Genomic DNA, 22,713 nt, shown 5'->3' with positions numbered 1-22,713 from the left:
CTTTGGTTAATCTGGTAAATTGAACCATCGATAACCGTGTTTGTTTAGAGGGACAATCAATGTCTAAAGAAAAATTTGAACGTACAAAACCGCACGTTAACGTGGGTACAATCGGCCACGTTGACCATGGTAAAACCACTTTAACAGCAGCAATCACCACCGTATTAGCAAAACACTATGGTGGTGCAGCTCGTGCATTTGACCAAATCGATAACGCGCCGGAAGAAAAAGCGCGTGGTATCACCATCAACACGTCCCACGTTGAATATGACACACCAACCCGTCACTATGCACACGTTGACTGTCCGGGACACGCCGACTACGTTAAAAACATGATTACCGGTGCGGCACAAATGGATGGTGCTATCTTAGTTGTAGCAGCAACTGATGGTCCTATGCCACAAACTCGTGAGCACATCTTATTAGGTCGCCAAGTAGGTGTACCTTACATCATCGTATTCTTAAACAAATGCGACATGGTAGATGACGAAGAGTTATTAGAATTAGTTGAAATGGAAGTTCGTGAACTTCTTTCTCAATATGACTTCCCGGGTGATGATACACCAATCATTCGTGGTTCTGCATTACAAGCGTTAAACGGCGTAGCAGAATGGGAAGAAAAAATCCTTGAATTAGCTCAAGCATTAGATACTTACATTCCTGAACCTGAGCGTGCAATTGACCAACCGTTCCTTCTTCCAATTGAAGACGTGTTCTCTATTTCCGGTCGTGGTACAGTAGTAACCGGTCGTGTAGAGCGTGGTATCATCCGTACTGGTGATGAAGTTGAAATCGTAGGTATCAAACCAACAGCGAAAACAACCGTAACCGGTGTTGAAATGTTCCGTAAATTACTTGACGAAGGTCGTGCAGGTGAAAACATCGGTGCATTATTACGTGGTACAAAACGTGAAGAAATTGAACGTGGTCAAGTATTAGCGAAACCGGGTTCAATCACTCCACACACTGATTTCGAATCTGAAGTGTACGTATTATCCAAAGAAGAAGGTGGTCGTCATACTCCATTCTTCAAAGGTTACCGTCCACAATTCTATTTCCGTACAACTGACGTAACCGGTACTATCGAATTACCGGAAGGCGTGGAAATGGTAATGCCTGGCGACAACATTAAAATGACTGTATCCTTAATCCACCCAATCGCGATGGACCAAGGTTTACGTTTTGCTATCCGTGAAGGTGGCCGTACAGTAGGCGCTGGCGTGGTAGCTAAAATTATCAAGTAAGTATAATAAAAGGCCATATTGGCAAAATACTTGAAGTTTATAAAGAGTGAGTGTTGTTATGACAATACTCACTTTTTTTATGGCTTTTATCAAGGAGTCATATTTTCAAATCAATTTTGTGGGATGACATTTCTGGATAGATAAAATAGTCTTCTGTTCTTAACATGAATAATTGTTTTGTAGCTATGAACAGCCTTTTTATTCGGTTATAGTAGCATTCTTTCATTTTTAACTTTTAACAGGTGTTCATATGACACAAACCACACATAAACGAGAAACATTCTCTGGGCGGAGAGCCTTTATTTTTGCGGCGATCGGCTCAGCGGTCGGATTGGGAAATATTTGGCGTTTCCCTTATGTTACTTATGAAAATGGCGGGGGAGCCTTTATTATTCCCTATATTGTTGCCCTATTAACTGCAGGTATTCCATTACTTTTCTTGGATTATGCGTTAGGTCATAAATTCCGTGCATCCCCGCCGCTGGCTTATCGTAAACTCAAAACTACGTTTGAAACCTTTGGTTGGTGGCAAGTAATGATCAATGTCATTATCGGTCTCTACTATGCGGTTATTCTCGGTTGGGCGGCAAGTTATACTTATTATTCTTTCAGCTCTGCATGGGGGAGTAACCCGGTCGATTTCTTCTTACATGAACACATCAAAATGGCTAGTGAGGTTGCTTTAAGTTTTGATTTTGTTGGTACAGTTGTCGGTCCATTGCTTGCTGTCTGGATCATCACGTTATTAATTCTCTCTTTTGGCGTACAAAAAGGTGTTGCACGTTCTTCCGTCATCTTTATGCCGATTTTGGTGATTATGTTTATTGCCTTAGTGGTCTATTCTTTATTTCTACCAGGTGCAGCAAAAGGTCTTGATGCGTTATTCTCACCAAACTGGGACAAATTAACCGATCCAAGTGTTTGGATTGCCGCCTATGGACAAATCTTTTTCTCGCTTTCCATTTGCTTCGGCATCATGCTGACCTATGCCTCTTACTTGAAAAAAGAATCGGATTTAACCGGCGCCGGTTTAGTGGTTGGTTTTGCAAATAGTAGCTTTGAAGTGTTAGCGGGTATTGGCGTATTCTCGGCGTTAGGTTTCATTGCTATGGCAAACGGACAAGAAGTCAGCGACGTGGCTAAGGGCGGAATTGGTTTGGCATTCTTTGCGTTCCCAACGATTATTAATCAAGCACCGCTAGGACAGTTACTTGGCGTATTATTTTTTGGTTCCTTAGTGTTTGCCGGTTTAACTTCTTTTATTTCCGTGTTAGAAGTTATCATTGCGGCGGTACAAGATAAATTACGCTTGCGCCGCGTGCACGCCACATTTTTAGTTGGTTTACCAATGATGCTTGCATCCACCTTATTATTTGGTACGGCGGCCGGCTTACCGATGCTTGATACCATGGACAACTTCGTCAATATGTTCGGTATCGTTGCCGTAGCCTTCTTCTCTTTGCTTTCCATTATCGTGACCGGCCGATTAAAAGAACTTGGTGAACACCTGAACGAAACCAGCTCTTTCAATGTTGGTGTAATCTGGAAGGCTTGTATTGTCGTCACCACAGGCGTTTTAGCCTTCATGCTTTACAAAGAAGCGACCAAAGTATTGGCAAACGGCTACGAAGGTTACCCACAATGGTTTGTCAACACCTTCGGCTGGGGCATGGCTGCTGGCTTAGTCATTATCAGTTTTTTACTTTCCCGTTTGCCGTGGAAGCACTTGACACAAAAACAAGGAGAAAATCATGACAACTAATGCAATTATCATGATGGCGATCGCACTGATCATTATCTGGGGCGGATTGCTACTTTCCATCATACGCTTACCAAAAGAGTAATTGATACGATTAAAAACGGCATCTCAGCCGAGAGATTCTGAAGTCTCATCGGTCGAGGTGCCGTTTTTATTTGATGAAAAGTAGTGCCTTACTCAATTCATACATAAATTATGCGTTTGCATACATCGTATGTGAATTCAAACTAAATCAGAGAGTCCCTCCAATCCCTTTAAATTTCTCAACAAATGCGGCGATTTTTTGGAATATACGTTGTTTTATTGTGAGGTATTGTGGATTAAGCGGACTCATTTTCGGGATTGCATCATTTAAATCTGTCCCTTGTTCACTGGCGTATCCACGTTTTAATGACACGTTAATGTAACGTTTCGCGGCATCAATATTCAGTCCTTCACTGCTCATCAATTCATCGGCTTCTTGTTGTTGCTCTTTTTGGGCAAATTGGAAGAATGACTCAATAATGCCGGCTTTGTCGACAATGTTATCCAAGTCAGTTTGATTAATAAAATCCACAATCAAACTTTCTTTTGCTCGGTTTCCTAGGCTTGCTCGGATGATAGACCGAATTTCATCAATGAGTTCAGCTTTGTTTTTCGTTTTCTTATTGTGTTCGAAAATCAATTCTAAAATGTAATCCAAATTGATTTCTTGGGATTTTAATAAATCCACTTCAAACACCACATCGTCCCAATCAATCGTCGATTTTGCTTTTTCCTCACCCTCTTTTTGATGGCGGAGCCAATCGCGAATATCATTGTAAGTAGAGCGATAATTTTGAATATTACGTTCGCTCGGCATATCAATGGGGCGCATTTCAGCAAAAGCTTCATCCGTTAAATAATACTTTTCTTTAAAGGCCTCAACGGCTTTTTCATCCGTAGTATCAAGCGATTGGAAGGCTTGCAAAGCGGCGAATTCGTCATAATTTTGCAGAATATTTTCAACCCGCAAATATTCACCAAATAATTTCACAAAGTCTTTCTTGTCTTTTTCCGTTTGAATTTCACTTGGGTCAGGAAATTTTTCTTTTAGCTCAGTCACAATATCAATATATCCACGGCAAGCAACACCGGCATCAGTAAAGCCTTCCATATATTGTTGATAACTTTTTTCCAGCACGACATTGCGTGTATTGGAGTTACCGAAAAGCGTAATGGCATCAATGGTGTCTTGTTCTAAATCGCGGAAGGTCACGATATTGCCAAAACTTTTAGTACTGTTATAAATACGGTTTGTGCGTGAATAAGCTTGAATCAAACCATGGTAGCGAAGATTTTTATCCACAAATAAGGTATTTAAGGTCGGCGCATCAAAACCGGTTAAAAACATCCCAACCACAATCAATAAATCCACTTCTTTGTTTTTGACACGTTTAGCTAAATCACGGTAGTAGTTTTGGAAAGATTTACCATCCACATCGTAATTTGTCGCAAAATAGTTGTTGTAATCGTCAATCGCCGATTTTAAAAACTCCTTCGCAGAGGAGTTCATCGCCTCCACTTCAAAACTTTCATCGGCAATATCCCCTATTGCGTCTTGCTCTTCATTGGCTGCAAACGAAAAAATTGTTGCAATTTTAAGTGGATTTTTGACCGCACTTTGTAACCGTTTGAACGTTTCGTAATAGATTTTAGCTGCATCGACACTGCTTACTGCAAACATGGCATTAAAGCCATGATTACCCGCATTAAAACGATGGGTCTTTTGTTTGAAATTGTCTAAAACATATTGGGCAATTTGCTCGATGCGTTTAGGTTGTAAAAAGGCTTGTTTTTTCTCAAGTGTGGTCAGTTTTTCAAGATTTTTTTCGGTTTCAATGCTTTTAAATTGTGGTCGTACATCATTGTAATCCACTTTAAATTTCAGCACTTTTTCATCACGAATCGCATCGGTGATAATGTAAGAATGAAGTTCAACACCAAAAACACTCGCCGTGGTTTCCGCACCTAATGCGTTACGTGGGAAAATCGGCGTACCGGTAAAACCGAATTGATAGTATTTTTTAAATTTTCTCGTTAGATTTTTTTGCGCTTCACCAAATTGAGAACGATGGCATTCATCAAAGATAAAGACCACTTGTTTATTGTAAATCGGTAATTTATCTTCCGATTTCATCAAGTTATTGAGCTTTTGAATGGTGGTAACAATGATCTTATTGTCATCTTTTTCGATATTGCGTTTTAGCCCCGCCGTACTTTCCGAACCATTCACGCTATCAGGTGAAAAGCGTTGGTATTCTTTCATGGTTTGATAGTCCAAATCCTTTCTATCTACTACGAAGAATACTTTTTCAATAAAGTCTAATTCTGTTGCAAGGCGTGCGGCTTTAAAGCTGGTGAGCGTTTTGCCTGAACCGGTGGTGTGCCAAATATAGCCGCCGCTTTCTTTATTGCTCCAATTTTTAGCCAAATAAGAACTTTTGATTTTCCATAAAATACGCTCAGTGGCGGCAATCTGATACGGGCGCATAATCAATAGGGTATCGGAAACATCAAACACGCAGTAATTCACCAACACATTGAGCAGGGTATGTTTTTGTAAGAAGGTCGCTGTAAAATCTTTTAAATCTTTAATTAAGGTATTTTTTGCCGTTGCCCAATTCATTGTGAAGTCGTAGCTATTCTTATCGCGCTTGGTGGTGTTGGCAAAATAGCGAGTATCTGTGCCATTAGAAATGACAAAAATCTGAATATATTTAAAGAGAGAGTTTTCTTTATTGAAGCTTTCTTTGCTGTAACGGTGAATTTGATTAAAGGCTTCACGAATGGCCACACCGCGTTTTTTCAGTTCGATATGCACAAGCGGCAAACCATTCACCAAAATTGTCACATCATAACGATTATCATAGCTGCCGGTTTGCTCAAATTGATTGATAACTTGCACGGCGTTATTGGCAACATTTCTCTTATCTAGCAGATAGATATTCTGAATGCGCCCATTATCAAACACAAAATCATAAATAGAGTCATCATGAATTTTACGGGTTTTCTCAATCAGACTATCGCTCGGTTTATCCAAATACTCCTCTAAAAAACGTCGCCATTCCGCATCAGAGAAAACCACATTGTTCAATCGCTGTAATTGAACCCGTAAGTTTTTAACCAACGCATCATGACCATTGATTTCTTGTAAATACTCATAGCCTTGCGCCCGTAAATCACGAATAAATTCACGCTCAAGGCTTCCTTCCGTTTGATAACCGGCATTAGGCTCTTCCACAAGCTTATTATATTGATCTAAAACGATAAAGTTGTTGGATTCGGCGATAGTTTTGTATTGGATCATGAGTGGTTCCTTAATGCTTTTGCTTTTTTAGATCTTTTTGCCATTTTTCTAAAATTTCTAAATCTTCATTATCAGCCTGTATGCGTTTTTGTTGTTTTCTGACCTGATCAAATAAGGCATATTGTTCTTTAGTAAAGGTTTCCATTTGTTTCACGGTTCGGGTTCCATTGCCGATAAGCAACGGAAAACCGTTAAATTCAATTAAATTATCGACATTATTACGCCAGAAATTCAATGTCAGATCTTGACGGTTTTTAACACGTAATTCGGCACTTTCTAAAAAGATCATCACTAGACGATTCAAGGAATCTAATTCATCATGCGTTAAATAGTTTTTAGCGACAATAATATCGCCTTTACGTACAACAGCACCTTTCCAAGAGGTGAGGCCCATATTAGGCAATTCAGCATTTGCACGAGTACAAATAAGCTCTGCGGCGGTTTGTTGTGTAATGGCATAAATCAACTTATTTTGTGTTTCTGCAAAAAACATTTGAGTGACTTTATCTGTTTTATCGTAGTCACTGGATAATTTAAATAGCTCTCGTACTTTTTGATAAAACCGCAATTCACTGGCTCGAATTTCACGAATTTGTTCCAGTAATTCATCAAAATGATCAAATCGACCTTGCGGATTTTTCAACCGCTCTTTATCTAATAGAAAACCTTTATCTAAATAAGTACGTAATTGCGTATTTGCCCAACGACGAAACTGTACACCACGAGGGCTACGCACACGAAAGCCAATGGCGAGAATCATATCAAGGGAATAATGTTTTACTTGATATTGCTTGCCATCTTGGGCAGTTATCAAGTAATCCTTGATAACTGAATTTTCGTCTAATTCATTGTCTTCTAATATATTTTTTATATGTAAGGCGATATTTTGTACAGAGGTGTCAAAAAGTTCCGCAAGCTGATTTTGAGTCAACCAAGCCTCATTTTCGACAACCAATAAAGCAACGTGAGATTTGCCGTCATCGGTGTTGTAGATGATTAAGTCGTTCATTAGTTATTCCATAAAATTACAGTTGCTACTGAGCTATGAAAAATTTAATAACAATTCCCTGTAATACTCATACCGCTTTTGGCTTTGCTCAATCGCTAAAGGTAAACCTTCAGTAATGGAGTTGGTGAGAGTTTCAAATTTATCGAGGATTGAGACGATGCGGTGTTGTTCTTCGAGTGTAGGAAGAGGAATTTCATAATTCAAAAAAATATCAGCCTTAACTCTAATTACTTTTGTACCTTGAGCATATTTTTCTTTAAATTTATAAAATTTTTCTGTTTGCAAAATATATGTTAAGAATTTTGTATTTACTCTTTTATTAGGTCTAAATGCAAACATATCGCCTGAAAAAGTAATTTCACTACCAAGCCATCCAAGAGGTTTCATTACATCTTTTAAATTTTCACTAGTCCCAGCAATTAATACATCACCATATTTAGCTTTTTTTAATTTTTTAGCCAATTCAGGCGAAACAAAAGATTTGGTTTTCGTGGCAAATGTACCATAGTAGGTATAAATTTGACCATAATGAATGGCTGGAACGCCTGTTTCGGTAAAATCTTTCTTCTGTAATCCATTGCCACGAATTAACTCGCCCAAATCAATCAGTTTTATCCATTGGACTACCCCCCCTGATAGCTCTAAACTATCAAAAGATAACAATTTCTCCCGATAGTATTCATACTGCTTTCGGCGTAGTATAAGCTCGCTGGTAAGCTCGCTGGTAAGCGCTGTCAATGCGTCCAAAATTTTTACGATTTTGGTTTGGACGGAGAGTGGGGGTATGGGGATCATTAATGTTCCTATATCTTTTGGATAAACGTGAGGAACACCAGAACCTTTCTTCATCGCATGAATTTTTTGTTGGTTTTGTAATAAAAAATGGTAAACATATTTTATTTGTAATAAAGATTCATCTGTTTTAATTGAAAAAGCATCGCTAACAAAAATAGGCTCTTCCCAGTACATGATATAACCTGCATAAGCGCCACTACCTGCTACAGTAATAGTTTTCCCATCACGGTTAGATTCATTATGATAATAAGCAGGTTTTTGTCCTCCACTAATAACTGGGATATTTCCTTCATTTGCAGATTTTGCAGTTATTGTTTTTCCGCGTTGCATTTCTGTAACTAAAGATAGTGGCTTCCACTCAACCTCAGCCCCATCCAATAATTTCTCTAAAAAAGTGCGGTTGGTTTTCATGGTGTTTTACCCCTCAATCTCCGTCACAATCTTGTCAATTTCTGCACGCAAGCGGTCGATATTAGCAACAGTTTGTTTAATTTCAGCGTTAAGTTTATCGATATCAATCACTTCTCGGGTGTCTTTTTGCTCCACATAAGAACTCACCGCAAGGTTGTATTCATTGTTAACGATGTCTTCAACGGACACGGATTTAGCCAAATGTGGCACATCTTCTTTATCGACAAACAGTTTGATAATTTGCTCGATATGTTCCTCTTCCAAAAGATTGTTATTGGTGGCGGGTTTAAATAAACCGCTGGCATCGATAAATTGGGTTTGGGTATTGGGTTTATGTTTGGAAAGTACCAAAATATTCACCGCAATACTGGTGCCGAAAAAGAGATTTGGCGCAAGCGCAATTACCGTTTCCACATAGTTATTATCCACCAAATATTGACGAATTTTTTGCTCGGCGCCGCCGCGATAAAAAATACCAGGGAAGGACACAATCGCCGCTCGGCCTTTGGCTGAAAGATAACTTAACGCATGCAAAATAAAGGCAAAGTCCGCTTTGGATTTTGGCGCAAGTACGCCGGCAGGGGCGAAGCGTTCATCGTTAATTAGTGTTGGGTCGTCAGAGCCAATCCATTTCACGGAGTAAGGCGGGTTAGAAACGATAGCATCGAAGGGTTTATCATCGCCGAATTGAGGATTCATTAAAGTGTTACCGAGGGCAATATCAAACTTGTCGTAGTTGATGTTATGCAAAAACATATTCATACGGGCGAGGTTATAAGTGGTGTGATTAATTTCCTGCCCAAAGAATCCTTCTTCGATGATGTGTTCATCAAATGGTTTTTTCGCTTGCAATAATAAAGAACCGGAACCGGCCGCGGGGTCGTAAATTTTATTGACCTTATCTTGTCCATACAAAGCCAGTCGAGCAATTAGCTTTGAAACGCATTGTGGCGTAAAGAACTCGCCACCCGATTTACCGGCATTGGCGGCATAGTTGGAAATTAAGAATTCGTAAGCATCACCGAATAAATCGATATGATTATCTGCAAAGTCACCAAAATCTAACTCGGCAACGCCTTTTAATACAGCAGCTAGACGGCTGTTTTTATCGGCAACGGTATTGCCCAGGCGGTTGCTGGTGGTATCAAAATCGGCAAATAAGCCTTTGATATCCTGTTCTGAAGGGTAGCCTATGGCGGAGTTTTCGATGTCGTTAAAGATTTGTTTTAATTCCGTATTGAGATTTGGATTGGTGTTAGCATTCGCTACGACATTTTTAAATAATTGGCTTGGGTAAATAAAATAACCTTTACTTTTTACCGCTTCTTCCTTAATCGCTGGTGTGATGATGTTGTCAGCTAAACCAGCGTAATTGATACTTTCATCTCCATTTTTCATGTAAGTGATAAAATTCTCACTGATAAAGCGATAGAAAAGTGTACCCAAAACATACTGTTTAAAATCCCAACCATCAACAGCGCCCCGGACATCATTCGCGATTTGCCAAATGCGGCGTTGAAGCTCTTCTCGTTGTTGAATTGCAGTGGCCATGATTGAAACTCCTTAGAAATCATTAAAACAATTGATAATTAAGGTGCTATTCTACCTGTCAATGAGGTATTTATAAATATTGATGAAGATGATAATGCCTGTGAAATACGCTAGAAAATGACCGCATTTTTTGCGTGAAAAGTCTTGGTATTAGGGGATTGTTTTCATTCTGGAAGATTTTTTTATTGAGAAGGAAAATAAAATGGCACGTTGTGCGTGGGCGGAGGGTTCGCCATTGTATCGGGATTATCATGATCACGAGTGGGGGAAGCCGCAATTTGATAGTCAGAAATTATTTGAGAAACTCTGTTTAGAAGGACAGCAGGCGGGGTTGTCGTGGATTACGGTGTTACAAAAGCGGGAAAATTATCGGCAGGCGTTTTACCATTTTGATCCGCAAAAAATTGCGCAGATGACAGATGAAGACATAAATCAGTGTATGCAAAATGCCGGTTTGATTCGTCATCGGGCAAAATTGGAGGCGATTGTGAAAAATGCCAAGGCGTATTTGGCGATGGAAAAGTGCGGTGAAAATTTTAGTCGTTTTATTTGGTCTTTTGTGGATGGCCAACCGCAGGTGAATGATGTGCCGGATTTAGCCATGGTGCCTGCCCAGACGGCTGTTTCCGCGGTGTTATCCAAGGCGTTAAAAAAGCGCGGTTTTGTGTTTGTCGGCCCGACCACCTGTTATGCTTTTATGCAATCGATGGGTTTGGTGAATGATCATTGGAATCATTGTCATTGTAAATAAGAATGGGGCAAATAACGCCGATTAACCCCTGTGATTTAGCCTGTTTTACAGTATAATCACGCTATCTTTGGTTGTAATGGTTGTCTACTCTCATGAAAAAGAATACTTACACGTTAATTTCGTTGTCAATTTTGACCGCACTTTATAGCGCCGAAAGCATGGCTGATTTAGCAAAGCAGTGTTTATACGGTGTGCCGCATTTTACCGGTGAAGTGGTGAGCGAAAATCCGAACGATTTGCCGGTGTATATTGAGGCGGATCAGGCGGAGATAACGCAGCCTCGCAGTGGGATTTATAAAGGCCGTGTGGATGTTAAACAAGGCAATCGCCATTTACAATCTGCGGAAGTTGAGGTGCAACAACAGGGAAGCGGTGATAATGTGCAGCGTTATGCCTTTGCCCGTGGCGGATTTGATTATCGAGACAACCAAATCAATTTGTTAGGCGATGATGCCAAAATTCATTTAAATACCAAAGATACGGATGTTCGCAATGCACATTATCAATTAGTGGATCGCCAAGGCCGTGGGTCGGCAGAAAGCGTGGAATTGCGCGATGACTATCGTGTGATGAAAAATGCGACCTTTACGTCTTGTTTGCAAGATGATCATTCTTGGTCGATTTATGCCGATGAAATGCGTCAACACGTTAAAGAAGAGTATGCAGAAATGTGGCATGCCCGTTTTAAAGTACAGGGCGTGCCGGTGTTCTATACGCCGTATTTGCAGTTACCGATAGGCGACCGCCGTCGTTCCGGGTTATTGATTCCAACCTTGGGTCATGGCAGTCGGGATGGCTATTTTTATGCTCAGCCGGTGTATTGGAATATTGCCCCGAATTTAGATGCCACGTTAACGCCGAAATATATGTCTCATCGTGGTTGGCAGTTGAACAGTGAATTCCGCTATTTAACGACGTTGGGCGAGGGACAAGTTGCCGGTGAATATTTGGGCGATGATCGATTAAAAGATTATGACAGCGAAAATCGTAAGCGTCATTTATTCTATTGGAAGCATAATGCGGCTTTTGCACGAGATTGGCGTTTGGATTTGAATTACACCAAGGTGAGTGATAAGCGTTATTTTAACGACTTTGACTCTGCTTATGGCAGCAGCACTGATGGGTATGCGGATCAAACCGGGCGAATTGCGTATTATCAACCCAATTACAATATTGCGATGTTCGTTAAGCAATTCCAAATTTTTGATGAAGTGGTTATTGGCCCTTATCGCGCTTTGCCTCAAATCGACTTTAATTATTATCAAAATGGATTATTCGGTAATAAAGTGGATTTTAAACTCTTTTCTCAAGCAGTCCGTTTTGACAATGATAGTGCGCAAATGCCGACGGCATGGCGTTTCCATGGTGAACCGAGTGTCAATACAACCTTGTCAAATCGCTATGGCAGTATGAATTTGGAAGCCAAACTGTACGCAACCCAGTATCAGCAAAAGAAAGGGCGGTCAGATAAGGCAGAGGACGTTGAATCGAGCGTCAATCGTATCTTGCCACAATTAAAAATTGACTTGCAGAGTGTTTTAGCCTCTAACCAAACCTTTATTTCGGGCTATACACAAACCCTTGAGCCGCGTGCGCAGTATTTGTTCCGCCCTTATAAAGATCAAAGCAATATCGGTTCTAAACTGAATTCGCAGTATTTAGGATTCGGTTATGATTCTTCGCTATTACAGCAAGATTATTTTTCGCTGTTTAATTCACGTCGTTATAGTGGCTTGGATAGAATTGCGTCAGCCAATCAAGTAACGCTAGGGGGAACCAGTCGATTCTTTGATGAAAATAAAGAAGAGCGGTTTAATATCGCCGTTGGGCAAACTTATTACCTTGAGCCGTCACGAATTGATGAGAACCGTGATAACCGAACCGAAGGATCGTCTTCTTCATGGGCGATTGAAGCGAACTGGAAAATCAATGATCTGATGCGTTGGCGGGGAGGTTATCAATACGATCCTCAGCTGGGGCAGGTTTCTCTGGCAAACACCGGAATAGAATATAACCCGACAAAAAATAACGTGGTGCAATTAAATTATCGCTATGCCAGCAAGGAATATATTAATCAAAATTTAACGGCAGAAGCGAATCGCTATAATCAAGATATTAAACAACTTGGGGTTCAAGTCGGTTGGGAGTTAAGTGATCATTGGGCGATTGCAGGCCGTTATTATCAAGATTTAGCCCTTAAAAAACCGGTGGAGCAGTATCTTGGCGTGCAGTATAACACCTGTTGTTGGAGTGTTGGTGTTGGCGCAAGACGTTATGTTACCAGTCGTCAGAATCAAAAAAATGATGACATCTTCTATGATCACGGTATTGGTGTCACCTTTGAACTACGTGGGTTTAGCCATGATCATAAAACCGGTATAGAAAATATGATGAAAAAAGGCAAGTTGCCTTATTTGCAGGCGTTTAGCCTTTACTAATGATGAGAATGCCCTGACATGATCAGGGCATTTTTTTGTTTGATAGCGCGTTTAAGCGGCAAAGAAACGTCTGCGCATCATGAGGTAAAGCGTGCCTAGTATCAACAATCCAATCATGATGGAGGCAAACCAGAACAGGGATAAACCGAGCACGCTAAGCAGCCTATCTGCCGTACCTTGGTATAAATGCAATCCCACGTTTGCCATGGATGCCAGTCCAAACGAGAATGCCCAAAATGAAACGGTGAAACCATTTTGGAAAATCCAAGGCAGTAAACGAATTAAGAACAATAATTGCAACACACCGTAACCGATAAGTAGTTTCACCAATAAATCGATTTCGCCGCCATTTAACGCCAAATAAGTAGAACAACCCACGAATGCCGGCGCAAGCTGAATGCCAATAACCGGACGAACGGCAGGTGCGAGCGGCTCTAAGTTGCGTAATCGTTGCAAAATTGCCGGTTCTAGACTGAGCCATGAAAATACACCGGCACCGAAAAAGAGCATACCAACTTCGTTGTAACCTAAATAGCCTAATGCCGTGCCACTTACAAAATTGGTTGCCACCGTTGGTAAGTACATAATCGGTGTGGCGGCTTCTGCTTTATGAATGCCACGCCACAATCCTGCTGCACGGTAAGCAGCAAAAGCTAGCTGCCCGATGATGCCCAATGTAATTAATCCAACAGACAAAGCGATTTCATACGGCAACGCCGCTAAGCCAATTAACATGGTGGTAATCGGAATCAAGCTGATAAAACAACACTGAATGACGTGATGTAATTCTTCTTTAGCCTGATGTGGAAAACGCAACCATTTCACGCCATAAGCGACAATAAAGATCAACCAAATGACGGTTGCCAAACCAAGTAACGTTTCACCAACAAGCGCCGGCAGTGCCACAGTGTGAGCGCCATAACGCCAAGCTAAGCCTAATGCGGCTAACCCTAAAACGATACTGAAATAATTGACCGGAATAGGAAAAGGTTTTTGCTGTTCCATTAATCTGCCTCAATTTGATAACACAAGTCTTGTTCAATCACGCGCAACAACAAATCAATATTGGGATGTTTTCCGGCATTTTCGCGCGCATCTTGCGTATGTTCGGCGAAAAGTTGTAAGCCTTTTTGTGCTGAAGTACGGTCTAATTTTCCGTTAAATTCTTGCGCTAAGGCATTGTACACGCGCAGTGAACCTAATTTGCCGGCTACGGCGGGAATGTGATGAATCACCGTGCCGTTATCTAAGATAGCTAATCCGGAAAGGTGATCAATGGGAGGTAATGTGTCTAATACGGTTTTAAAGTCCATAAAATTTCCTTCAGTCATCGGTTAAAAAACTAACGAATAGCTTGTTGACTATCGATTTCGCCCTGCTTGCCGATAAAGCGGACTTCCGGTTGCAAGTGAATATCAAAACGTAGCGCCACAAGCTGATAAATATGATGGGCAAGTTCCACGACATCAGATGCCGTGGCATTGCCTTGATTAATCAATACTAACGCTTGTTGCTGATGTACTGCGGCGCCACCGATTTGGTAGCCTTTCAAGCCACATTGATCGATAAGCCAACCTGCGGCTAATTTTATGCTGCCGTCCGCTTGAGGAAAATGTGGGATCGTCGCATAGTTTTGTTGTAATCGCTCAAATTGTTGGGCTGAAACCACGGGGTTTTTAAAGAAACTGCCTGCGTTGCCAAATTCTTTCGGATCCGGCAATTTACTTTGACGCACGGCACAAATTTCGGCAAAAACGTCCGCAGAAGTGACCGCACTTTTATCCAGATTGGCTAAATTGCCGTATTTCAACACCGGTTTCCATGCCTTCGCTAACTTCAACCCAACGGCAGTCACTACATAACCTTGCGCATATTTGTGCTTAAATACGCTTTCTCGATAACCAAATTCACATTCGGCATTGGTGAGGCGGAACAATTCGCCGGAGTGAAGATTCATCACCTCCACATAATCACATACCTCTTTAAATTCCACGCCATAAGCGCCGATATTTTGAATCGGCGCCGATCCTGCACAGCCGGGAATGAGTGCCAAATTTTCCAAACCATAATACCCCTGCGCGATGCTCCATCTCACCAAGTCATGCCAGACTTCGCCACCATTAACGTGTAAATAATGAAAATCCGTATCTTCCCGATGTTCAATGCCAAGTAGGCGATTAAGTAAGACGGCGCCGTCAAAGTCCTCTACAAATAGCACATTGCTGCCTTGCCCTAAAAAAAGCACCGGCAACTGTTCTGCCAAGCAGTCTTGCCAAGCCTGTTGCAATGCCGGAATCGAGTGAATCTCGATGATTTTTCTAGCTTTTGCAGGAAGAGAAAAGGTATGAAAAGGTTGTAAATTTTGCATGTATCTGTCCTTTTAAGATAAGGCGTGAGCCAGTGTGACTTTGACTTCTGTGCCGCCACTTGCTCGACGAGAAATTGTTAATTTGGCATTGAGTTGTGTGCTGCGTTCTTGCATGATGTTTAAGCCGTAATGCCCGTCAGGTTCTTCCAAACTCGGAATGCCCACACCGTTGTCGCGCACAATGAGTTCGTATTCGCCATCTTCGTTTGTGTGCGCAATCACTTCAATTAACGTGCCTTGTGAATGTTTAATGGCATTTAATACCGCTTCACGCACAATTTGCAAGGCATTCACTAACTGCGGCGCATTAAAACTTTGCGATGGTAGGGTGCAATCTACGCTCATTTGCATGTCGGTTTGATTGCGTAAGGAATCAATCACTTGCTCCAATGCCAGTTTTAAATTTGCTTCCTGAATGGTTAAACGGAAGGTTGCCAACAGTTCGCGTAATTGACTGTAACCATCGCTCAGGGCTTGTTCAAATTGCTGAATAATCGACAAACTTTTCTTTTTGGAATCCGGTTCGTCTTTGTGCAAATTGTGTTTTAACAGGGTTAATTGAATTTGTAAAAAAGCCAACACCTGCGCCAAAGAGTCATGTAGCTCGCGGGCGATAATAGAACGCTCTTCCATTAGCAACAATTGCTCTTGCTGACGTTGGGTTTTGTGGAAGTAGAGCGAACGGCTAAGCATTTGCGCCAAGTTGTTCATGGTGCGCAAATCCGGGCAAGGCAACCCCGCCTGCCAATGCAGAATCGCCAAGGTTTCGCCTTCCATGCTCACATCTGTTTGCTGACATTCGATTAACGGTTGTTTTGTTCCCAAGCAAATATTCCAATGTTCCGCATCTAACACTTCTAATTCCAAATAACGTAAGTGTTCGCTGCTCATGATATTTTGCATCACCATTTGCAAAATCTTGCCATTAATATTGTTGGTGGTAACCAGTTGTGAACAGTGGTATAGCGTAGTTAAAGAGCGGTTGGTTTGTTGCAACTTTTGTGTTTTTTCATTTACCGTTGCTTCAAGACTGGAATATAACTTACCCAATTCAGAGGACATCTTGGTGAATGTACGCGCTAAATTGCCGATTTCATCTTCTTTATCCACATCTAATGGAATATGTTTAAATTGCCCCATTTGCACTTGGATACTGGCTTGCGTCAGCTGTTCCAATGGGCGAACAACAGCCTTACGGGTGTACCAATTCACATACGAAACCATCACAAAAATCAACAATAATGACAAAGCAATTACCCATACTGCCCAAATCCAACGCTGTTCGGCGGAATATTGCAATGCAGAGACAAATTGATCCACTTGCGCCACATAGTCGGCAATATCACGTTGATATTCAACGAAATTTTTTTGTTGCGCGAATGACTCCATTTTCTCCCAACGCATAATAAGATTGTCGTAAGAGGATTTCACGTCTTCAGACACAAAAAACTGGTGGTGGATATTCCGTAGCGATTGTGAATACAGACTTTCACGGTATTGCTGCAAGCCTTTTTCCACTAATTCCGGTTGATGCTCCATGTCGTACAATAAGCGATAACTTTGCATACGCAATGAGCCGGAGACATTAATGGCTTCGGCATACGATCTATTGCCCGCCATTAACGTAAAACTTAAAGAGGCAATGACACCAACGAAGATAATAATCACAATGAGATAGTTGGCTATGCGGGTAGAAACGGAGTGTTTAATTTTAACCATAGAATATCTGTCTAAGTGCGTTGCAGGGTTTCGACTGCACAGGCTTTCCCCATTCGGATAGGACGACGGGGAGAGCATGAAGTGTGGTCATTTTGGGCTGTCTTTTTAACGCAAGAAATAACGATAGGATTTACTGTCGGTAACATCTTGATAGACATAACCTAAGGTTTTCAATGCGTGTTCGAATTCGCCGGTATCGCGTTGTTCCAATTGGAATCCGGCAAGGATATTGCCGTAGTCGGCACCGTGAGCGCGGTAGTGAAAAAGAGAAATGTTCCAGCGACCACCCAACGTTTCAAGGAATTTTAATAATGCGCCTTTTTGCTCAGGAAATTCGAAGGTATAAAGGCGTTCGCCGTGATCGGCAACCCGTCCGCCCATTAAATAACGCACATGGGTTTTGGCGATGTCATCATCGGACATATCTTCTACATCGAAGCCGTTTTGTGTTAACTCTGCGATAATTTCCGCTTTTTCGGCTTCATTTGCGGTGCGAACCCCGGCAAAAATACAGGCTTTTTGGTCATCTGCGTAGCGGTAGCTAAATTCGGTCACTGCACGCGCACCAAGCGTATGGACAAATTTTAAGAAACTGCCAGGCTGTTCCGGCATGGTGACGGCAAGCAAGGCCTCGCGGTTTTCACCGATTTCGCAACGTTCGGATACATAGCGGAGCGTATGGAAATTCAAGTTGGCACCGGAGAGAATTGCCGCCATGTTTTTGCCCTGAATATTGTGCTGTTTGACGTATTTTTTCAGACCGGCTAAGCCTAATGCCCCTGATGGCTCAGAGACGGCGCGGACGTTTTCAAACAAATCTTTCATCGCGGCACAGACTTCGTCGCTGTCCACCAGTACCATGTCGTCGAGGTATTGTTGGCATAGGCGGAAGGTTTCATCACCGATACGTTTTACCGCTACGCCGTCGGCGAATAAGCCAACATGGGCTAAATCCGTCGGTTTGCCGTTATCTAAGGCGGCTTTTAAGCAGGCAGAATCTTTGGATTCCACACCGATAACCTTAATTTCCGGCATAAATTGTTTGAGTAAAATTGCCACACCGGCGGCTAAACCACCGCCCCCAACTTGGACGAAAACATAATCCAAATCGGACACTTGCTGCAACATTTCCATGGCTAAGGTGCCTTGGCCGGCAATCACGAGAGGGTGGTCGAAGGGCGGAATAAAGGTCATGTTTTTTTCTTTTGACAGCGCAATGGCTTTCGCTTTGGCTTCATCGAAATTGGCGCCGTGCAGCAACACCTCACCACCAAAACCACGCACTGCATCTACTTTAATGCTGGGGGTATTTTGTGGCATCACGATAAGGGCTTTTAAGCCGAGCTGTTTTGCTGATAACGCCACGCCTTGTGCATGGTTGCCGGCAGAGGCGGCAATCACACCTGCGGCTTTTTGTTCCGCCGATAGACTGGAAATCATGGCATACGCACCACGCAATTTGAAGCTGTTAACCGGCTGGCGATCTTCACGTTTGATCCAAATCGCATTATGCAGGCGCTCAGATAACTTATTCATTTTTTGTAATGGTGTTACCTGTGCCGCTTCGTAAACACGTGAGCCCAATTTGACGATGGCGTTAATGTAATCGTTTTGGGTGGGATGAGGGGTGGTTAATAAGTTTTTCATGATGATATTATATCGTAGATGTCGAGTATGATTGTGATGGCAAACAAGTGAAAGTGCGGTGGATTTTAGAAATGCTTTTAAAATTCACCGCACTTTTTGTTATTATCATTTTCCTTTTTTTACCCAGTAGCGATAGGGAAGTTGTTCGGTTTCGCTATGCAACAGGGTGTGATCCATAAATTGACAAAAACTGGGGATATCTCGCGTTGTGGCCGGATCATCGGCTAACATTAAAAGCACATCACCGTTTTCTAAATGGCGAATATGCTTGCGGATTAACATGACCGGCTCAGGGCATCGTAGCCCGATAGTATCCAGTGTTTGGGTGATTGTGATGTTCTTCATTTTGGCTATTTGTTATGAAAAATTGCAGGTTATAATACAATAAAACACAGTATAAAATCAGCAAAATTCCTTAATGGTATGATTGAATATAGCATTCCTAAAAGTGCGGTGGATTTTACCGAAGAAATTAAAAAAAGCCGTTTTATTACCTATTTGCGCCACACGGAAGGTTTGGCTGAGGCGAAAGCCTTCTGGCATGAAATTAAGGTATTGCACCCGAATGCCCGGCATTGGTGTTGGGCAACGGTGGCGGGCAAGCCCAATGATTCACAACAGCTTGGTTTTTCGGATGACGGCGAACCGGCGGGAACGGCAGGAAAACCGATGTTGGCGGCTTTACAAGGAAGCGGATTAGGTGAAATTTGCGCAGTAACGGTTCGGTATTATGGCGGTATTTTGCTGGGGACCGGCGGCTTGGTTCGGGCTTATGGCGGCGGTGTTCAACAAGCGTTAAAGCGGTTGGACGTCACGACCAAAGTGGACTATTTGCGCTATCAAGTGCGGTGTGATTACAGCCAAATTCAGTGGCTACAAGCATTGTGCGAAAAATATGATGTGGCGGTTATCGAGCAAGATTTTCAGGCTGAAGTTACAGTGATGTTAGGGGTTCGCTTAGATAAATTGCAGGCATTTGAACGGGAATTGACCGAAAAATCTGCCGGTAGATTATCTTTGGAACAGAGTGAGTAAGAGAGTTTTTTGTGCATTTTCTATCTATTTTACGGATTGTCGGCATTCTTGTGATGTGCTTTTCAGGCACAATGTTATTGCCGGCATTTGTCGCCTTGCTTTACGGAGACGGTGGCGGTAAAGCCTTTATTCAATCTTTTGTGATTAGCGCTATCGCCGGCGCCATTTTGTGGTGGGCATGCCATCATCACAAAGAAGAACTGCGATCACGTGAGGGGTTTTTAATTGTTGTGGCCTTTTGGGTGGTAATGGGAAGTTTGGGGGCGATTCCATTTATTTTATTTGAAGATCCCGATTTGACGATTGCCTCTGCATTTTTTGAATCTTTTTCCGGATTAACCACGACAGGCGCAACCAATATTATTGGCTTAGACAAGCTGCCTAAAGCCATTTTATTTTATCGTCAGTTTTTGCAATGGTTAGGTGGCATGGGAATTATTGTGCTGGCGGTCGCCATTATTCCGTTACTCGGCATCGGGGGAATGTCGCTATATCGTGCGGAAATTTCCGGGCCGGTCAAAGAAAATAAAATGCGCCCGAGAATTACTGAAACGGCGAAAACATTATGGTTTATTTATGCTTCATTAACGACACTGTGCGCAATGGCTTATTGGTTAGCCGGAATGTCGCCATTTGATGCAATTAGCCACAGTTTCTCAACTGTTTCTATTGGTGGCTTTTCTACGCATGATAGCAGTATGGCTTATTTTAATAGTTCCGCCGTCAACGTAATTACGATTGCATTTTTGCTGATTTCAGGTTGCAACTACGCCTTGCATTTCAATGCATTTTCTCAAATCGGCAAAGGCAATATCCTGTCGAGCTATTTTCGTGATCCGGAATTTCGCTTTTTTATTTTTATTCAATTGGTGCTTATTGCGGTATGTTTTGTGATGTTGCTTGGGCATCATCGTTTTAATGATGATTGGCTACAAAATCTTGAACAATCGGCATTCCAATCGGTTTCCATTTCGACAACCGCAGGTTATACCACCTCAAGTTTCGATCAATGGCCATTATTTCTCCCGATCTTATTATTATTCGCTTCTTTTATCGGCGGTTGTGCAGGATCAACTGGTGGCGGATTGAAAGTCGTGCGCGTACTTGTGCTTTATTTACAAGGTAAACGAGAGCTTAATCGCTTAATTCATCCTAATTTAGTCTATCCGATAAAATTGGGTAAACGCGTATTGGATGAAAGGGTGATTCAAAGTATTTGGGCGTTTTTTTCTGCTTATTTATTGGTCTTTGTCATTTGTTTACTTGGCGTGATTAGCTGTGGCGTTGAGACGTTTGACGCATTCAATGCCGTCATTGCTTGCTTAAATAATCTTGGACCGGCACTGGGGGCGGTCAGCAGTAATTTTGTTGATATTCCCGACAGCGCCAAGTGGGTTCTCACGTTAGCGATGGTGTGCGGACGTTTAGAAATCTTCTCACTTTTAGTTCTATTTACACCGACATTTTGGAAATCTTAATGAAAACGCTCATTCTCTATTCCACACATGATGGACAAACCAAAAAAATAGCCAGTTTTATTGCAAATGTGATTAAAGAAAACGTGGAGGTTAAGTCAATTCATGATGAATTCGAGCTTCAAGCCTATGATCGTATTATGATTGGCGCCTCGATCCGCTACGGGCATTTCAATAAACAGCTGTATAAAATGTTAGAAAAACACACCGCACTTTTAAATCAGAAGACGACGGCATTTTTCGGCGTCAATTTAACGGCGCGGAAACCTGAAAAATCCACACCGGAAACGAACGTATATGTGCGTAAATTTTTGCAACGGATGACATGGAAACCGACGATATCGGCAGTGTTTGCCGGCGCGCTGCTTTATCCGCGCTATAAGTTTTTCGATCGTATTATGATCCAATTGATTATGCGCATCACTGGCGGAGAAACAGATCCGACAAAAGAGATCGAATATACAGATTGGCAGAAAGTGCGGTCATTTTCTGAGGCGTTTTTGCAGATCAAATAAGCAAATTGTATTTTTTCTAACCTATCAAACATTTTTTTGAAAAAAACACTTGATCCTCAGGATCGAATCTCTATAATACGCCTCCGCACCGCAAGGGTAGCAAACAAAAAGAAAAGTTCTTGAAAATTTTTCTTGACGATAAAATAACGAGAAGTTAGAATTATCAACCTTGCTTAGTGCAAATGTTCTTTAATAATCAATCAGACAAACTGTGTGGGCACTTGAAGATTCGTTTTATCATTAAAGATTTTAAAATTGAACTGAATAGTGCTACGAAGATTCGTTTATTTATTATAGATGATTAATTAAGTCAGCAGTATTGAGCGATTAAACTTTTTGAATTGAAGAGTTTGATCATGGCTCAGATTGAACGCTGGCGGCAGGCTTAACACATGCAAGTCGAACGGTAACAGGAGAAAGCTTGCTTTCTTGCTGACGAGTGGCGGACGGGTGAGTAATGCTTGGGAATCTGGCTTATGGAGGGGGATAACGACGGGAAACTGTCGCTAATACCGCGTAGAATCGAGAGATGAAAGTGCGGGACCGCGAGGCCGCATGCCATGAGATGAGCCCAAGTGGGATTAGGTAGTTGGTGGGGTAAAGGCCTACCAAGCCGACGATCTCTAGCTGGTCTGAGAGGATGACCAGCCACACCGGGACTGAGACAC

18 protein-coding genes and 1 rRNA gene (1 of these 19 only partly in view) are annotated in these 22,713 nt (G+C 41.9%); 9 read left to right on the top strand and 10 right to left on the bottom strand.

Going from position 1 to position 22,713, the window contains the following annotated elements:
- Positions 1-59 precede the first annotated feature (59 nt).
- The 3 genes from tuf (at position 60) to AC30SF_RS09455 (ending at position 3,088) form a co-directional block, all read left to right on the top strand.
- The gene (tuf, locus tag AC30SF_RS09465; protein ID WP_109092123.1) at positions 60-1,244 is read left to right on the top strand and encodes an elongation factor Tu; all 1,185 of its coding nucleotides are present in this window, start codon (positions 60-62) and stop codon (positions 1,242-1,244) included.
- A gap of 250 nt (positions 1,245-1,494) precedes the next feature.
- Positions 1,495-3,006: a sodium-dependent transporter gene (locus tag AC30SF_RS09460; protein WP_489608257.1), complete on the top strand. Its 1,512-nt coding sequence runs from the start codon at positions 1,495-1,497 to the stop codon at positions 3,004-3,006.
- On the top strand, positions 2,996-3,088 hold the full coding sequence (locus AC30SF_RS09455) for a methionine/alanine import family NSS transporter small subunit (protein ID WP_033002399.1): 93 nt from the start codon (positions 2,996-2,998) through the stop codon (positions 3,086-3,088). The genes AC30SF_RS09460 and AC30SF_RS09455 overlap by 11 nt, the downstream gene beginning before the upstream one ends.
- Positions 3,089-3,235: 147 nt before the next feature.
- Here AC30SF_RS09455 and AC30SF_RS09450 read toward each other — a convergent pair whose 3' ends face one another.
- From AC30SF_RS09450 to AC30SF_RS09435, 4 genes are read right to left on the bottom strand one after another with little or no spacing between them, the layout of a single operon-like run.
- Positions 3,236-6,331: a type I restriction endonuclease subunit R gene (locus AC30SF_RS09450; protein ID WP_489608256.1), complete on the bottom strand. Its 3,096-nt coding sequence runs from the start codon at positions 6,329-6,331 to the stop codon at positions 3,236-3,238.
- 10 nt (positions 6,332-6,341) lie between these two features.
- Positions 6,342-7,340 (bottom strand): virulence RhuM family protein, encoded by a 999-nt coding sequence (locus AC30SF_RS09445; protein WP_489608255.1) that lies wholly within the window; start codon positions 7,338-7,340, stop codon positions 6,342-6,344.
- A 33-nt stretch (positions 7,341-7,373) separates the two neighbouring features.
- A complete protein-coding gene (locus tag AC30SF_RS09440; RefSeq protein WP_489608254.1) occupies positions 7,374-8,546 on the bottom strand; it encodes a restriction endonuclease subunit S in 1,173 nt (390 codons plus the stop codon).
- A 6-nt stretch (positions 8,547-8,552) separates the two neighbouring features.
- The gene (locus tag AC30SF_RS09435) at positions 8,553-10,097 is read right to left on the bottom strand and encodes a type I restriction-modification system subunit M (RefSeq protein ID WP_489608253.1); all 1,545 of its coding nucleotides are present in this window, start codon (positions 10,095-10,097) and stop codon (positions 8,553-8,555) included.
- 202 nt (positions 10,098-10,299) lie between these two features.
- On the opposite strand from AC30SF_RS09435, the gene AC30SF_RS09430 reads away from it, so the two are divergent.
- Both AC30SF_RS09430 and lptD read left to right on the top strand, forming a co-directional pair.
- Complete coding sequence (locus tag AC30SF_RS09430; protein WP_489608252.1) at positions 10,300-10,848, top strand: DNA-3-methyladenine glycosylase I; 549 nt, start codon at positions 10,300-10,302, stop codon at positions 10,846-10,848.
- Between the two features lie 92 nt (positions 10,849-10,940).
- Entirely contained in the window at positions 10,941-13,286 is a 2,346-nt protein-coding gene (gene lptD / locus AC30SF_RS09425; protein WP_489608251.1) for an LPS assembly protein LptD, read from the top strand.
- A gap of 51 nt (positions 13,287-13,337) precedes the next feature.
- On the opposite strand, the gene tehA is transcribed toward lptD, so the two are convergent.
- The 6 genes from tehA to tusA all read right to left on the bottom strand — a co-directional run bounded on the left by tehA (position 13,338) and on the right by tusA (position 19,365).
- Positions 13,338-14,291, bottom strand: coding sequence for a dicarboxylate transporter/tellurite-resistance protein TehA (tehA, locus tag AC30SF_RS09420; protein ID WP_489608250.1), 954 nt, complete (start codon positions 14,289-14,291; stop codon positions 13,338-13,340).
- Entirely contained in the window at positions 14,291-14,599 is a 309-nt protein-coding gene (locus tag AC30SF_RS09415; RefSeq protein WP_489608249.1) for a DUF2322 family protein, read from the bottom strand. The genes tehA and AC30SF_RS09415 overlap by 1 nt, the downstream gene beginning before the upstream one ends.
- 29 nt (positions 14,600-14,628) lie before the next feature.
- The gene (gene murB, locus AC30SF_RS09410) at positions 14,629-15,654 is read right to left on the bottom strand and encodes a UDP-N-acetylmuramate dehydrogenase (RefSeq protein ID WP_489608248.1); all 1,026 of its coding nucleotides are present in this window, start codon (positions 15,652-15,654) and stop codon (positions 14,629-14,631) included.
- A gap of 12 nt (positions 15,655-15,666) precedes the next feature.
- Complete coding sequence (narQ, locus tag AC30SF_RS09405; protein ID WP_315543235.1) at positions 15,667-17,373, bottom strand: nitrate/nitrite two-component system sensor histidine kinase NarQ; 1,707 nt, start codon at positions 17,371-17,373, stop codon at positions 15,667-15,669.
- 105 nt (positions 17,374-17,478) lie between these two features.
- Positions 17,479-19,020 (bottom strand): threonine ammonia-lyase, biosynthetic, encoded by a 1,542-nt coding sequence (ilvA, locus tag AC30SF_RS09400; RefSeq protein WP_314117184.1) that lies wholly within the window; start codon positions 19,018-19,020, stop codon positions 17,479-17,481.
- Positions 19,021-19,125: 105 nt separating this feature from the next.
- Positions 19,126-19,365 (bottom strand): sulfurtransferase TusA, encoded by a 240-nt coding sequence (tusA, locus tag AC30SF_RS09395; RefSeq protein WP_021615402.1) that lies wholly within the window; start codon positions 19,363-19,365, stop codon positions 19,126-19,128.
- Between the two features lie 78 nt (positions 19,366-19,443).
- On the opposite strand from tusA, the gene AC30SF_RS09390 reads away from it, so the two are divergent.
- The 4 genes from AC30SF_RS09390 to AC30SF_RS09375 form a co-directional block, all read left to right on the top strand.
- On the top strand, positions 19,444-20,055 hold the full coding sequence (locus tag AC30SF_RS09390; RefSeq protein ID WP_209364004.1) for a YigZ family protein: 612 nt from the start codon (positions 19,444-19,446) through the stop codon (positions 20,053-20,055).
- A gap of 11 nt (positions 20,056-20,066) precedes the next feature.
- The gene (locus tag AC30SF_RS09385) at positions 20,067-21,533 is read left to right on the top strand and encodes a TrkH family potassium uptake protein (protein ID WP_489608247.1); all 1,467 of its coding nucleotides are present in this window, start codon (positions 20,067-20,069) and stop codon (positions 21,531-21,533) included.
- Positions 21,533-22,045: a menaquinone-dependent protoporphyrinogen IX dehydrogenase gene (gene hemG, locus AC30SF_RS09380; protein WP_489608246.1), complete on the top strand. Its 513-nt coding sequence runs from the start codon at positions 21,533-21,535 to the stop codon at positions 22,043-22,045. The genes AC30SF_RS09385 and hemG overlap by 1 nt, the downstream gene beginning before the upstream one ends.
- Positions 22,046-22,383: 338 nt before the next feature.
- Positions 22,384-22,713, top strand: a 16S ribosomal RNA gene (locus AC30SF_RS09375); it runs 1,210 nt beyond the window's last position.

The organism is Aggregatibacter valvarum, assembly GCF_980468985.1.
The sequence above is the reverse complement of the archived record's forward strand: the minus strand, read 5'-3'. Positions and strand labels throughout refer to the sequence as shown.